7 protein-coding genes, 1 tRNA gene and 3 rRNA genes are annotated in these 15381 nt (G+C 44.6%); 2 read left to right on the forward strand and 9 right to left on the reverse strand.

Translation table 11 applies throughout. From position 1 onward, the window contains the following. Nucleotides 1-163: 163 nt before the first annotated feature. From rrf to ID165_RS17820, 9 genes are all read right to left on the reverse strand, one after another. A 5S ribosomal RNA gene (rrf, locus tag ID165_RS17780) occupies nt 164-275 on the reverse strand. A 95-nt stretch (nt 276-370) separates the two neighbouring features. After that, nucleotides 371-3252 (reverse strand): 23S ribosomal RNA (locus ID165_RS17785). 129 nt (nt 3253-3381) lie between these two features. Continuing rightward, a 16S ribosomal RNA gene (locus ID165_RS17790) occupies nt 3382-4901 on the reverse strand. The 16S, 23S and 5S rRNA genes sit together here, the layout of an rRNA operon. A 624-nt stretch (nt 4902-5525) precedes the next feature. Next, nucleotides 5526-6548 (reverse strand): type IX secretion system membrane protein PorP/SprF, encoded by a 1023-nt coding sequence (locus ID165_RS17795; RefSeq protein ID WP_192346578.1) that lies wholly within the window; start codon nt 6546-6548, stop codon nt 5526-5528. Beyond that, nucleotides 6545-8869, reverse strand: a complete 2325-nt coding sequence (locus ID165_RS17800; protein ID WP_225586821.1) for a PKD domain-containing protein — start codon at nt 8867-8869, stop codon at nt 6545-6547. Before ID165_RS17800 ends, ID165_RS17795 begins: the two co-directional genes overlap by 4 nt. 118 nt (nt 8870-8987) lie before the next feature. Next, on the reverse strand, nt 8988-10259 hold the full coding sequence (locus tag ID165_RS17805) for an adenylosuccinate synthase (RefSeq protein WP_192346582.1): 1272 nt from the start codon (nt 10257-10259) through the stop codon (nt 8988-8990). 315 nt (nt 10260-10574) lie between these two features. Continuing rightward, nucleotides 10575-10916: an STAS domain-containing protein gene (locus ID165_RS17810; RefSeq protein WP_192346584.1), complete on the reverse strand. Its 342-nt coding sequence runs from the start codon at nt 10914-10916 to the stop codon at nt 10575-10577. Then, entirely contained in the window at nt 10913-11386 is a 474-nt protein-coding gene (locus ID165_RS17815) for a Fur family transcriptional regulator (RefSeq protein ID WP_192346586.1), read from the reverse strand. The genes ID165_RS17810 and ID165_RS17815 overlap by 4 nt, the downstream gene beginning before the upstream one ends. A 54-nt stretch (nt 11387-11440) precedes the next feature. Next, nucleotides 11441-13657 (reverse strand): bifunctional (p)ppGpp synthetase/guanosine-3',5'-bis(diphosphate) 3'-pyrophosphohydrolase, encoded by a 2217-nt coding sequence (locus tag ID165_RS17820; protein ID WP_192346588.1) that lies wholly within the window; start codon nt 13655-13657, stop codon nt 11441-11443. A 158-nt stretch (nt 13658-13815) separates the two neighbouring features. Between ID165_RS17820 and ID165_RS17825 the strand changes: the two genes are divergently transcribed. Continuing rightward, a tRNA-Leu gene (locus ID165_RS17825) sits at nt 13816-13897 on the forward strand. 92 nt (nt 13898-13989) lie between these two features. After that, on the forward strand, nt 13990-15315 hold the full coding sequence (tig, locus tag ID165_RS17830; protein ID WP_192346591.1) for a trigger factor: 1326 nt from the start codon (nt 13990-13992) through the stop codon (nt 15313-15315). Nucleotides 15316-15381 lie beyond the last annotated feature (66 nt).

A 15381-nucleotide genomic window follows, 5' to 3' on the forward strand; every position in this document is an offset into this window, starting at 1 on the left:
TTCCAAAAATGAAAAATGGAATCAAAAATAGTATGGCGAAAGCTATCGATGCTAAAATTAAAGCCCTAACCACCAACCCTTCATCACAATAAACACGGGTTTAACTAAAGAAGCGGTAGCCCCCAAACGCAAAAAAGCCAGCATAGTGCTGGCTTTTGAATAAATGAGGCGGCGGCCTACTCTCCCGGGTGTAACCCCAGTACCATCGGCGCTGCAGGGCTTAACTTCTCTGTTCGGGATGGGAAGAGGTGGGACCCCTGCGCCAGGCCGCCTAAATCTTTGTGGCTATACATCACATAATATCTTAAGTTCTTTCCAGATACCCCGTACCTGGGAAAACAACATGTCTTGGCAGAAACTGTAACAAACAGCGCGTAAGTTTTTGGGCAATTAGTACTACTCGGCTATGGCATTGCTGCCTTTACACCTGTAGCCTATCGACGTCATCGTCTCTGACGGCCCTAGTTGGAAGTCTCATCTTGAGGGGAGTTTCGCACTTAGATGCTTTCAGCGCTTATCTCTTCCCGACGTAGCTACCCGGCAATGCAATTGGCATCACAACCGGTACACCAGCGGTCAGTCCAACCCGGTCCTCTCGTACTAAGGTCAGGTCCTCGCAAACTTCCCACGCCCGCAACAGATAGGGACCGAACTGTCTCACGACGTTCTGAACCCAGCTCGCGTGCCACTTTAATGGGCGAACAGCCCAACCCTTGGGACCTTCTTCAGCCCCAGGATGTGACGAGCCGACATCGAGGTGCCAAACCTCCCCGTCGATATGAGCTCTTGGGGGAGATCAGCCTGTTATCCCCAGCGTACCTTTTATCCTTTGAGCGACGGCTCTTCCATTCAAAACCGCCGGATCACTATACCCGTGTTTCCACCCTGCTCGGCTTGTCGGCCTTACAGTCAAGCTCCCTTATGCTATTGCACTCCACGTACGGTTACCAAGCGTACTGAGGGAACCTTTGGAAGCCTCCGTTATCCTTTTGGAGGCGACCACCCCAGTCAAACTACCCACCAAGCAATGTCCCCCTATACAGGGGTTAGATACCAGACAAACAAAGGGTGGTATTTCAACAGTGACTCCACGGATCCTGGCGAACCCGCTTCAACGTCTCCCACCTATCCTACACATCATTTGTCCAGTACCAATACTAAGTTGCAGTAAAGGTGCATGGGGTCTTTCCGTCCCGTTGCGGGTACGCGGCATCTTCACCGCGACTACAATTTCACCGAGCTCATGGCTGAGACAGTGCCCAGATCGTTACACCATTCGTGCAGGTCGGAACTTACCCGACAAGGAATTTCGCTACCTTAGGACCGTTATAGTTACGGCCGCCGTTTACCGGGGCTTCGATTCAATGCGTCCCTTGCGGTAACATCCCCTCTTAACCTTCCGGCACCGGGCAGGTGTCAGGCCTTATACTTAGTCTTGAAACTTTGCAAAGCCATGTGTTTTTGTTAAACAGTCGCCTGGGCCTCTTCACTGCGGCCCCCGTCGCCGGGGGCGCCCCTTCTCCCGAAGTTACAGGGCCATTTTGCCGAGTTCCTTAGCCATGATTCACTCGAGCACCTTAGGATACTCTCCTCGACCACCTGTGTCGGTTTGCGGTACGGGTAATTATACGCTTAGCGCTAGAAGTTTTTCTTGGAAGCCCTTAGGATCACTATCCGCCTGTCCGAAGACGCACGGTACTGTCAGCTTCGGCTAAACCCACGCATTTTACTATGGGTCCAATACCTACTGCCTTTAACGCGGTATTCCGTCACCGCGCGGATCTTTCATCACTCCGTCACTCCATCACCTGTATAATTAGTATGGAAATATTAATCCATTGTCCATCCACTACCCCTCTCGGGTTCGCGTTAGGTCCCGACTAACCCTGATCCGATTAGCGTTGATCAGGAAACCTGGGTCTTGCGGTGTGCGGGTTTCCCGCCCGCATTATCGTTACTCATGCCTACATTTGCTTTTCCAAAAGCTCCAGCACGGCTGACGCCATACCTTCACCGCCGTTGGAATGCTCCCCTACCACTCGCTCCGATAAATCGGAGTCGAATCCTTCGCTTCGGTACCGTGTTTGATGCCCGATTATTATCGACGCCCTGCCGCTCGACCAGTGAGCTGTTACGCACTCTTTAAAGGAATAGCTGCTTCCAAGCTAACCTCCTGGCTGTCTCTGCAGCTGGACCACCTTTGTTCAACTTAACACGGATTTGGGGACCTTAGCGGAAGGTCCGGGTTCTTTCCCTCTCGGACTTGGACCTTAGCACCCAAGCCCTCACTGCCGGTTCTGTATGACGGCATTCGGAGTTCGTCAGGATTTGGTAGGATTTGACTCCCCCTAGTCCTATCGGTAGCTCTACCTCCGCCATACAATTCCCGACGCTGTTCCTAAAAACATTTCGGGGAGTACGAGCTATTTCCCAGTTTGATTAGCCTTTCACCCCTACCCACAGCTCATCCGGAAACTTTTCAACGTTTATCGGTTCGGTCCTCCATTGTGTGTTACCACAACTTCAACCTGGCCATGGGTAGATCACTAGGTTTCGCGTCTACCCCCACCGACTAATTCGCCCTTTCAGACTCGCTTTCGCTCCGGGTGCGGCACTGAATGCCTTACCCTTGCCGGTGAGGAGTAACTCGTAGGCTCATTATGCAAAAGGCACGCCGTCACCACACACAGTGGCTCCGACCGCTTGTAAGCGCACGGTTTCAGGTTCTATTTCACCCCGTTATTCACGGTACTTTTCACCTTTCCCTCACGGTACTAGTCCACTATCGGTCTCTCAGGAGTATTTAGCCTTACCGGATGGTGCCGGCAGTTTCAATCGGGATTTCTCCGGTCCCGACCTACTCAGGATACCCGTCTCAAAAACAACGATTCCGGTACGGGACTATCACCCCCTGCGGTCAGCTTTCCCACGCTGTTCCCGTCTCGTCGTTCTTGATTGTACAGGTCCTACAACCCCGCCCATGCCGTGACATGGACGGTTTGGGCTCTTCCGCTTTCGCTCGCCACTACTCACGGAATCATTGTTATTTTCTCCTCCTATGGGTACTTAGATGTTTCAGTTCCCCACGTTCGCTTCCCTTGCGGGATCCCCGATAAATCGGGGGGGTTGCCCCATTCGGATATCCACGGATCAAACCGCATTGGCCGGTCCCCGTGGCTTTTCGCAGCTTATCACGTCCTTCTTCGCCTCTGAGAGCCTAGGCATCCCCCGTGCGCCCTTATTCACTTACTCTACTCGTGCGGCGCTCGCGCACCGCCTCTGTTACAATTTCTGCTAAACATGTCAATGAACTTTGTCTCCCCCCTTCGGGGGAACGTGTTTGAAGCAATGCAAGACTCCTGGTGACAGGGACTTTTCCAGAAAGGAGGTGTTCCAGCCGCACCTTCCGGTACGGCTACCTTGTTACGACTTAGCCCCAGTTACCGGTTCTACCCTAAACAGCTCCTCGCGGTTACTGCCTTCAGGTCTACCCGACTTCCATGGCTTGACGGGCGGTGTGTACAAGGTCCGGGAACGTATTCACCGCGCCATGGCTGATGCGCGATTACTAGCGATTCCAGCTTCACGGGGTCGAGTTGCAGACCCCGATCCGAACTGAGACGCACTTTTAGAGGTTGGCATCTTATTGCTAAGTAGCTACCCGCTGTATGCGCCATTGTAGCACGTGTGTCGCCCTGGGCGTAAGGGCCATGATGACCTGACGTCGTCCCCTCCTTCCTCTCTGCTTGCGCAGGCAGTCTGTCCAGAGTCCCCGCCATTACGCGCTGGCAACTGAACATAGGGGTTGCGCTCGTTGCGGGACTTAACCCAACACCTCACGGCACGAGCTGACGACGGCCATGCAGCACCTTGTTTCGGGTCATTGCTGACTGCACTGTCTCCAGTGCATTCCCTCACATTCTAGCCCAGGTAAGGTTCCTCGCGTATCATCGAATTAAACCACATGCTCCACCGCTTGTGCGGACCCCCGTCAATTCCTTTGAGTTTCACCCTTGCGGGCGTACTCCCCAGGTGGATTACTTAACGCTTTCGCTTGGCCGCTACATCATATAGACATAACAGCGAGTAATCATCGTTTACGGCATGGACTACCAGGGTATCTAATCCTGTTCGCTACCCATGCTTTCGTGCATCAGCGTCAGTTGTTGGCCAGTACAATGCCTTCGCTATCGGTGTTCCTGACGGTATCTATGCATTTCACCGCTACACCGTCAATTCCATGTACCCCTCCAACACTCAAGCTGTCCAGTATCAATGGCACTGCCCCGGTTGAGCCGGAGTCTTTCACCACTGACTTAAACAGCCGCCTACGCACCCTTTAAACCCAATAAATCCGGACAACGCTTGCACCCTCCGTATTACCGCGGCTGCTGGCACGGAGTTAGCCGGTGCTTATTCATCTGGTACCGGCAATTTCCCCCGCAGGGGCATTTTCTTCCCAGATAAAAGCAGTTTACAACGCAGAACGCCGTCTTCCTGCACGCGGCATGGCTGGGTCAGACTCTCGTCCATTGCCCAATATTCCCTACTGCTGCCTCCCGTAGGAGTCTGGCCCGTATCTCAGTGCCAGTGTGGGGGACCTTCCTCTCAGAACCCCTACTGATCGTCGCCTTGGTGGTCCGTTACACCCCCAACAAGCTAATCAGACGCATGCCCATCCCATACCGATAAATCTTTAACTGTAAAGAAATGCCTCTTCACAGTGCCATGGGGTATTAATCCAGATTTCTCCGGGCTATCTCCCTGTATGGGGTAGGTTGCATACGCGTTACGCACCCGTTCGCCACTCTCAACTACCCGAAAGCAGTCTACCGTACGACTTGCATGTATTAGGCCTGCCGCTAGCGTTCATCCTGAGCCAGGATCAAACTCTCCATTGTAAATTATCATTATATACACTGTCCGTGAAACCGCACGAAGCAAGTCCCACAAACGTCTCCCTGTCTGTTACCAGGTTAATTTTTTTTTCGTCTTACATTACTTCAAAGAACTTGGTACCGCGCATTTGCGGTCTCTGTCAGAGGCTTCAACCTTTCGGTTTCCGTTCCGTTTTTTCCCCTTCCCTGCCGAAGGGAGTGCAAAGGTAAGAGAGATTTTTTAATCTGCAATACGCTCTGCCAAAATTAATTTTTAAAGTTTTTCGGAGGCTTCTCCCTCCCCGCTTTGTCCCCTTCCCTGCCGAAGGGTCTGCAAAGGTAAGTGGTCTTTTCTGACTTCCAAACACCCTCGCAAAATTAATTTTTTCAATGCTTCTTCAGAGCCTTTCCTCTCTTTCCCCGGCTCCGTATGCGCCGTTTGGGAGTGCAAATATCTCCCTTTTTATTTTACCGGCAATAGATTTCTGAGACTTTAACGCTCATTTATCATAACCCGCTGATAGAGACAGAGAAAAATTGCTAAAGTATCTTTTCCTGTTTCTTAGCCTCTAATCCCATCCGTACAAGAGGAAATTCTGCCACTATTATATTTTCAAATAGTTTCTTCTGTTCTATATAGAATTCAGCTCAATATCGGAATGTGGGGAGAGGCGGATGATACTTTTTACGAGGATCCTGGGACGAGAAAACATACCTGACAGAAACTTCGTGGGCTCCGCCTGTCATACGCTGACCCAACTTTGAAATAGAGTAATCAAAACTATATCCAAAATCCAGCCCCGAGTCTAATTCAATCCCAATCAACCCAATTAAGGATTCATTATTTGGTAAATTATACTTGGTAGGCAGACCCCGATACCAAAATCCAAGAATCAAAGGTTCGAAATAAAACTCCGCTCCAATGTCTAATTGATCAAAAACGCCCTGAGACTTATAATTAAATGCAAATGCCAGCGACCTTTCCTGATCCGTATTGTTGAAATAATCATTGATATTCCCCGGAGCAAGACTAAACCTTACTCCCCCGTGCAAAGAATATTTGACCGGAAGCCTGTTTGAATTTATTTCCAAATAACTAATCTGAGGTTTCAATAAATGAAAAGCAGAAAAACCAAACCAAAACTTATCTTCATAATATAATAGCCCCGCATTCAGATCCGCTGCCCTCAACTGACTGTCACCGGAAAATCCCATTCCCGGATTCCCCACTATCACTCCTTTTTCTATATCTAGTTGGGTACCTAAAATAACCCGGTCAAAAAGCACATCCCTCGACAAAAAACTTCCTTGGGCTCCCACGTGAACAAACCGTTTTTCACCCAACTGTAATCTATAGCTGTACACCAAACCAACTTCGTCAGTCCTACTTTGGGTGAAAGATTCTCTCGCTCCGGATACTACTATCCCAATTCCGGAATTATACTTTTCGGAAAAATGATCTGCATAAGCAGTATATGCGATAAAACTTTGATCTAAGGCAGGCCATTGATTCCGAAAGTTGACTCCCACTCTAGTAAGACCTGTACTTCCCGCCAGCGCTGGGTTCAAATAAAAGGGATTGGCATAGAACTGTGAATACTGAATGTCTTGGCTGAAAGCCTCTGAAGCTGAAAGTAAAACAAGAACAAAAATTAGATAAACCCGCATCATCTGATCAGCTTGAATTTACCTGTCTTAGTCACTTTTTCCCCATCAGTAGCGACCCCATTGTATCGATATACATAAATGCCCGCATCCAGCAGCTTTCCTTCCAACGTACCGTCCCATCCCGGGGTCATTAAATCATCGGTTTGAAAAATGAGATCCCCCCAGATATTAAAAATCAATAGCTCCCCTGAAACCAATCCTTTGGATTTTGGGGCAAAAAATTGATTTTCACTGTCTAAAGGAGTAAACCCGGTAGGAAACATTATCCTGTAGCTTCGCAAAATTGAGACTCTTTTAATCTCTGTTGATTCGCATCCCCACTGATTCGTAACGGTAAGTCTCACATCAAAAAGTCCTTTTTTACCATAACTATGGGTAGGGTGTTGCTCAGAAGAAACAGTACCATCGCCAAAATCCCAACTCCAATTTTCAGCATCCAGACTAGACTCATCTGTAAACTGGAAGACATCATGAGGAAAGAATCCTCCATCTTCCTCACCTTTTACTCCTGTTTCTTGTATTTCAAATTCGAAATCTGCCAAAAGCTCCTCTTCAAGAATTATAAGTTGAAGTGGCTGCGGGGAGGAATAACATGCTAAATCAGCATGCTTAACCTGAAGTTCATATTCACCGGAAAGTGAAACCTCCTTCATTTCATCATTCAGATAAATTTTCCCTCCACCTATTAGCTTATACGTATAAGCGAAAGGATCATAGTTTGAAATAATACTTGTTACATCTATCCCCTTTCCCGGGATGCATTCCACCACAGGAGAAGGAAAATCAAAATCAGGAAATCCGGGAAAATTCACTAAAACCCGAGGAGAGATTGCCGGACAATTCAATTGGTTATACGCTTTTACCCAATACTCCCCTTCGGCATTCGCTGTGTATTGTGACGAGACAGCCCCTTCGATGAGCTTATTATCTTGATACCACTCAAAGCGATCATATACTTCATCACCTTGAGCCCTCAAAGCCACACTCTCCCCTTCGCACAACCTCACACCTTCAATCAAATCATCGCTATCGTTTAAGATAATATTCACCGGAACAGGGGATTCCTCAATTTTCAATGTTATGGCATTGCCCGAGGAGCTTTTTCCGTAATTGTCAGTAATCCTATAATAAGCAGTCACGGTTTGGCCTGTGAACCCGACATTTGGAATAAAGCTAAAATCCCCTCCATTTACTCCAGCCTTGAATGTACCTTGAGCCAATTCTAAAGTACCATTTTCCTCAATACATTTTCCCTGAGCACATATATCCCCGTTTTCTTCAATATCCGCCAGTGACTTATAAAATTGTAGACATCTAATCTCGCTGTTTTCATTGGGAAGGACTACTTTTTCATCTGTGATGTAGTACCGATTCTCCTGCCCTTCACAAGCTGTAAATTCCCCAAAATCTACTCCATCCGGATTCATCAATCCCTTATCATCGGAAACTTCTACAATCAAATTTCGAATCTCGTGAATATTTGTCTCACCGCCTGTAGATGCAGCAAATCCGATTTTCAGGTTCTGGGGTGCTTCATATGTAAAAGCCGTGGCTGGGAATATGGTTATTGTTCTGGGCTCGTTTGAAACAGTAGTCACGACCATCTCAAGATTGACAATATAACCAACACCATTCGGGTGTGGCTCAAGCTCAAGAAAAACCTTCCTATACCCCGGCTGATTCAAATCTTCTACCCGGCTAGTTCCAAAACCACCTGAACTCAAGGGAAACTGATACTCCACATCCAGTGCTAGATCGGCATTCCCCGGAGGAGGGTTGTACGTTATTTTACCATTTACAAAGTCGTAGCCATTCAATCCATTCCCTCCACTTCGTAATACTATACTGTTGGGAAAGAAACCGGCATTTCCTCCCAAGAATCCTCCACTTTTATTTTCCGAAGAATTACTAAAATTACCAAAACCGTCAAAACCCAATCCCATATACGCCCCCGTCAATCCAGGTAAGTTATCTTTCTGAGCATATCCCAAAGATCCCCCAAATCCTCCGGGGCTAAAATTCGGGGTATCTCCATCAAACAAAAATACTGAAAGACCATCTGCTCCAGTTCCTCCATACATGAAATATTCGAATGATGCTTTGATACCGTAAGCCGAAGAAAACGGTATATCTATGTATATAAATCCATTTTGATCTCTGTCAGCATCTGTCAAGCGAAGTGCTACATCCACCAATCTTGCACTACCCCCAAAAACAGTTACTAAACCCGCAGACTCCTTTTCCGCAAAAGTTTCACAATAGGGAAACCCGACCTGCGAATATGCCCTGAACGACACAACAAAAGACAGTAGGGCTAAAAGCAAAAATCTCAATTCTACACATGGTTTATAATGGCACAGCCAAAATACACTTTATTTAAATGCGTAGATATAAAAAAAGCCCTTGATATTAAATCAAGGGCTTCAAGTAAGTTGGGTATAGTTAGCGTAGAATCGTTTGAGTACGATCCGGACCTACAGAAACCAACTTGATAGGAACTTTTAATTCGCTTTCGAGATATTCCACATAGCCTTTCAATTCAGCAGGAAAATCGTCATATGAATGGATATTTTCCAAAGAGCAATTCCAACCTTTCAGCGTTTTATAAATCGGGGTAACCTCCTGCTCAGTAATCTCAAAGCTCAATTTGTCAATTTTCTCTCCATCAGGTAATTCGTAATGAGTACATACTTTGATTTCCTTGAAAATATTCAGAACATCACCTTTCATCATAAACAATTGAGTCACTCCATTAATCATGATAGAATAACGAAGAGCAGGCAAATCCAACCAGCCACATCTTCTCGGCCTACCGGTAGTACTCCCAAATTCATTCCCCTCTTTTCTCATATCTTCGCCATCCTGATCAAATAGCTCGGTAGGAAAAGGGCCACTGCCCACCCTGGTACAGTATGCCTTGAATATGCCGAAAACCTCACCGATTTTGGAAGGAGCAACTCCCAATCCTGTACAGGCACCGGCAGTCATCGTGCTACTACTCGTCACAAACGGGTAACTGCCAAAATCCACATCCAACAACGATCCTTGAGCCCCTTCAGCCAAAATCTTTTTATTGGCATCCAACGCTTCATTTACTACATATTCGCTGTCGATTAGATTTAAGGTCTTGAAAAATTCAACTGCAGCGAAGAATTGCTCTTCCATTCCAGACAATTCATCCAATGGATGCTTATAGAAAGAAAGAGTAGTTTTATGCTTAGTTACAAGTGCTTCATATTTTTCCTTAAAGTCAGGACTTAGAATATCCCCTACCCGAAGCGCTGTTCTTCCAACTTTATCCTGATAGGTTGGCCCGATTCCTTTTAACGTTGATCCGATTTTCTTATCTCCTTTGGATTGCTCCAATGCGGCATCAAGTAATTTATGTGTTGGGATGATAATTGTGGCTTTCTTAGAGATTACCAGGTTTTTCATATAATCGATAGAGAATTTACCCAATCCATCTATTTCCCTCTTCAGGACAATCGGGTCAAGTACGACACCATTGCCTACTATATTAAGTATCTGTGAGCGAAATATCCCCGAAGGGATCTGATGCAAAACGTGCTTTATTCCGTCAAACTCCAAGGTATGCCCGGCATTTGGACCTCCTTGAAAACGGGCTACAATTTCATACTCTGGCGCTAATACGTCTACTATTTTTCCTTTTCCTTCATCTCCCCACTGGAGACCTAGAAGTACATCCATCTTCATTTGATGTGCGGTCTTATCTGTTACACTTGACTTTTTGAAGCGTGAAATTTGCGATAAGCCTATAGAAAACCAAGAGAATGGGGGTAATTATTTCTTTTTGCCCGGATTGACACAGTAATGACACATTGCATCCTCCCCCTGTTGAGCTTTGCCCCAAAACACCGAACCATACTTGGTTTTCATGTAATTAGGTTAAAAAACCGGAATACGATTCTGTAAGGCTAATCTCCACAGGTATTTGAAAACTCTCATCAAACATTTCCATAAAACAGGTCTAATCAGCCCCTTCTTACCCTTAAGCAAGGGTAAAAGAAACTACATCTTCTTCTTAAATTCATCCACTGAATCAAAAACCGTAAAAATATTATTCAGCTTGGTTATTATAAGCAATTTCTTCACATGCTCGGAAGGAGCTGTCAAGTAAACCTCACCGTCTTTATTTCTCATCTTTGTAAGCATCGTGATCAAAAGGCCAATTCCACTAGAACTGATGTATCTCACTTCACTAAGATCAACCACAAATTTTTTGCCTCCTTCTTCCACTGCATCAGAAACAACCTCGACCAATTTTGGCCCCATCTCATCCCCTATCAAATCACCCTGAATAAATAGATAATGAGCCAACTCATCTTTACTCGTATTATAAGTCAACTTCATGGAGTATCTTCTTTTCGGTTATCACAATTCTCTTTGGTACAATTACCATACAATATCAAGGAGTGGTGTAGCACTTTGAAATTCAAAATTTCTCCTACAGTATTTTGTATATTCTGGATTCGAGGATCACAAAATTCAAGTACTTGACTACAATCTGTGCAGATCAGGTGATCGTGCTGCTTGAAGCCGTAAGACTTTTCAAATTGAGCTAGATTTTTGCCAAACTGATGCTTGGTCACCAAATCACATTCTACCAATAGATCCAACGTATTATAAACCGTCGCCCTGCTTACACGGTAGTTCTTGTTCTTCATACTGATGTACAGTGACTCTACATCAAAATGACCCGTCCGGGTATAAATTTCTTCGAGGATAGCATAGCGCTCAGGAGTTTTTCGGAGCTTCTTTGTCTCAAGATAAGCTGTAAATATCTTTTTTACCTCTTCGAAGTGAGTAGTATTCAAAGGCATTTGCTGGGTGTTTTTTTAAATATAACTTTTGTAAGTAAGAAAAGATTCATTGGGTCAATCAAACCTTGAAACCTTCAATATTCCGTCAACCTCCACTAAGTTTTCAATCAAATTATCAAGATGCTCAGTACTATGCACATAGAGCTTAATCGTCCCTTCAAATATACCTGCATCTGAGTCTACTGTGATCGATCGCATATTTACTTTTAATTCATTGGAAATAACTTTGGTCACATCATTGATGAGTCCCACACGATCTGTGCCTATAATCCGTAACCCGGCCAAGAATGCTATTTCTTTTTGGCTGGTCCATCTTGCCTTGATTACCCGATTACCATGATTAGAAAGCAGTTCCAATGCATTCGGACAGGAAGTACGGTGAATCTTGATTCCTTCATTAACGGTCACAAAACCAAAAACGTCATCTCCGGGAATAGGATTACAGCATTTTGCCAAAATATAATCCACTACATCCATGTCCTCACCTATAAGTAGCTGATCGTGATCGGGTCCTTTAAGGCTTTTTATCTCTTTGGTAAACGTCGATTCATCCCTTACTTTTTCCTGACTCGATTTATTTTGGAGCTTTTGTGTTGCTTTAAAATCCTTGAAGGATTTGATGGATGTAGGGTCTATAGCCCCTATTCCCACTCGAAAATAAAATTCATTTGCCGTCTTGAGTTCAAAAAATGCCCGAAGCTTTTCTACGGATTCAGAGTTGAATTCCATCTTCATCTGCTTCATCTTGCGCTGCACAATCTCCCTTCCGTCTAGGATCGCAGACTTTTTGTCCTCGCGAAGGGCATCCTTGATCTTGGCTTTTGCTCTGGAAGTAACAACATTATTGAGCCAATCTTCGCTAGGCTTTTGCTTATTGGAAGTAAGAATTTCTACCTGATCACCATTTTTCAGTTTATGGGAAATTGGTACTAGCCGCTGGTTAACTTTTGCACCGATGCATTTGGCTCCTACTTCTGTATGGATCTCAAATGCAAAATCCAAAGCAGTAGAACCAAACGGCAATACTTTCAGATCTCCTTTTGGGGTAAAAACAAACACCTCATCATGGAATAGATTCCCCCTGAAATCATCCATAAACTCAATCGCATTCCCATCATTAGACTCCAGCAATCCCCTGACTTGCGTGATCCAGTCATCCAATCCGGAATTCCCTTTAGAGTTTTCTTTATCCTTGTATTTCCAGTGGGCAGCATATCCCCGCTCAGCTATCTCGTCCATACGCTCGGTACGAATCTGTACTTCTACCCATTGACCGGTCCCACTCATTACTGTAGTATGTAGAGATTCATAGCCATTAGACCTAGGCGTACTTATCCAATCTCTAAGCCTGTCAGGATTCGGCCGATAAAAATCCGTGACAATAGAATACACTTGCCAACAATCTGCCTTTTCACTATCAAGATCACTGTTCAGGATAATTCGGATTGCAAATAAATCATAGACCTCCTCGAAAGGAATCCCCTGCTTCTTCATCTTATTATAGATAGAGAAAACAGATTTGGGTCTACCCTTAATCGTGAAATCCAACCCGGTTCTTTTCAGTTCCTCCTCTATTGGAAGAATAAAACTTCGGATGAATTTATTCCTGTAGGACTTTGATTCGTTTATTTTGAAAACAATATCCTTGTAAGTGGCCGTATCGGTAAATTTCAGATAAAGATCCTCGAGCTCAGACTTAATTGCGTATAGTCCTAACCTGTGCGCCAAAGGCGCATACAGATACATGGTCTCGGATGCAATTTTGAGTTGCTTATGTCTCGGCATGCTGCCCAGCGTTCTCATATTATTAAGCCTATCGGCAAGCTTGATCAAAATCACCCGCACATCGTCAGAAAGCGTAAGAAGCATCTTGCGGAAGTTCTCTGCTTGTTGAGAGCTTCCGTATTCGAAGACTCCTGCGATTTTGGTGAGACCATCTATAATAGTCATTACCTTATAGCCAAACTCCCGCTCTATATCCTCAAGCTCCCATTCCGTATCTTCCACTACATCGTGCAGTAAAGCAGCTACAATGGAGGTAGTTCCTAGGCCGATTTCTTCCACACAGACTAGAGCTACTTCCAACGGATGATAAATATAGGGCTCCCCTGACTTTCGACGCATGTCCTTATGCGCTTCAAGTGATACATTGAAAGCTCTTTTGATCAGTTTGGCGTCTCCATCTTTAAGAATTGGTTTTGCCTGTCTCAGTAGCCTTCTGTAGCGTTTGAGTATTTCTTTTCTTTCTTCTTCTATGTCCACTTCAATCATACTGGAGAAATTTAACACAAAAATGGGGCTATAGGCTTATCTTACTTCAAATGTTGAATATTTTTTTTCATATACTATTGTATTTTATCTATTAGTACCTACATTTGCATCCACAATTGGATTTGGAATCATTGTTTCACATTTTAATTGTACGTATTGCGGATGTGGCGAAATTGGTAGACGCACTAGACTTAGGATCTAGCGCCGCGAGGCATGGGGGTTCGAGTCCCTCTATCCGCACGAAATACCGAACCCTCAATCACTCAACTGTCTTCAACCACAGGAAAGGGATTGGGGGTTTTTAGTTAATCTTCATTATTAAATTTTGAGCTTTGGAAATCACACAAGACAAGCATTCAGCAAATCAAGCTTCAATTAAAATTAAATTAAACGAAGCAGATTACCAACCTAAGGTTGACGCAAAACTTAAGGACTTTGCCAAAAAATCAAATATCAAGGGATTCAGACCTGGCAAAGCACCTATTTCTATGGTGAAGAGCATGTATGGCACATCTGTACTTGTGGAAGAAATCAACACTATACTTAGCGAATCACTGAATACTTATCTGAAAGAGCAAACTTTCAAAATCTTGGGAGATCCTCTTCCGCAAGACCAAAACGGGTCTATCGACTGGAAAACTCAGAAAGATTTCGAATTTGACTATAAAATCGGGTTTGTCGAATCGGTAGATCTTACGCTTGACCCTAAGATCAAAGCAACAAAATACTCCATCAAAGTAGACGATAAGCTGATCAATGAAACTCTTGACAATTTAAAGTCTCAGTATGGCAACAGTACTAATCCGGAAGTAAGCGAAGAAGGTGACCGTATCTATGGGGACTTAAAAGCTGCTGAGGGTGACTTCGAGCAGACAGTTTCTTTGGATTTGACTAAAATCACCAAGAAACTTGCTGGAAAATTCATCGGTGTTGGTAAAGAAGCTGTTGTAGAATTTGAAGCCAAAGATGTGAAGAAAGGTCAGTGGGAAGAGGCTTTCGGCCTAAGCGAAGAAGAGTCGAAGGGTCTTGACGGAGTGTTGACTTTGACAGTAAAAAACATCAACAGGACAGAGGCTGCCGAAATGAACCAAGAGTTCTTCGATAAGATCTTCGGTCCTGATGTAGTAAAGTCCGAAGAGGAGTTTACCGCAAAAGTACGCGAAACACTTCAAACGAATTACGACAAAGAATCCAAAGTGTTCACTGAGGAAGAATTAAAGAAAGTATTGACAGAAGCTGCTAAAGTTGATCTTCCTGAAGCATTTTTGAAAGAATGGCTGACGATTGCCAATGAAGGCAAAGTAACTGAAGAAGACATTGAAAAGGAATTCCCAATTTACGCACGACAATTAACATGGTCTTTAATCTCTAACGAGATTGCTACCAAAAATGAAATCAAAGCTGAGCACGAAGAAGTAATTGAGAAAACTAAGCAAATGGTTCGTGAGCAATTCGCAGCTTCAGGTCTTGGCGCACAGATGGAAGACAGCATGGACATGTTCGTGGACAATTACCTGAAAGGTGAAGAAGGTCAGAACTATATGAATATGCTTACTTCAATCCAGAACGAAAAAGTACTTGCTTTTGCAATGGAAAAGATAAGTTTGAAAGAAAAGGATATAAGCATCGATGAGTTTAAGGAACTTTTAGAGAAGTAAATCGCTTAAATCATCATAAAAAAGTCCTTATTCAAGGGCTTTTTTTATTTTTGCTTACCACAACAA

The sequence above is a fragment of the Algoriphagus sp. Y33 genome (genome assembly GCF_014838715.1).
GTDB lineage: Bacteria > Bacteroidota > Bacteroidia > Cytophagales > Cyclobacteriaceae > Algoriphagus.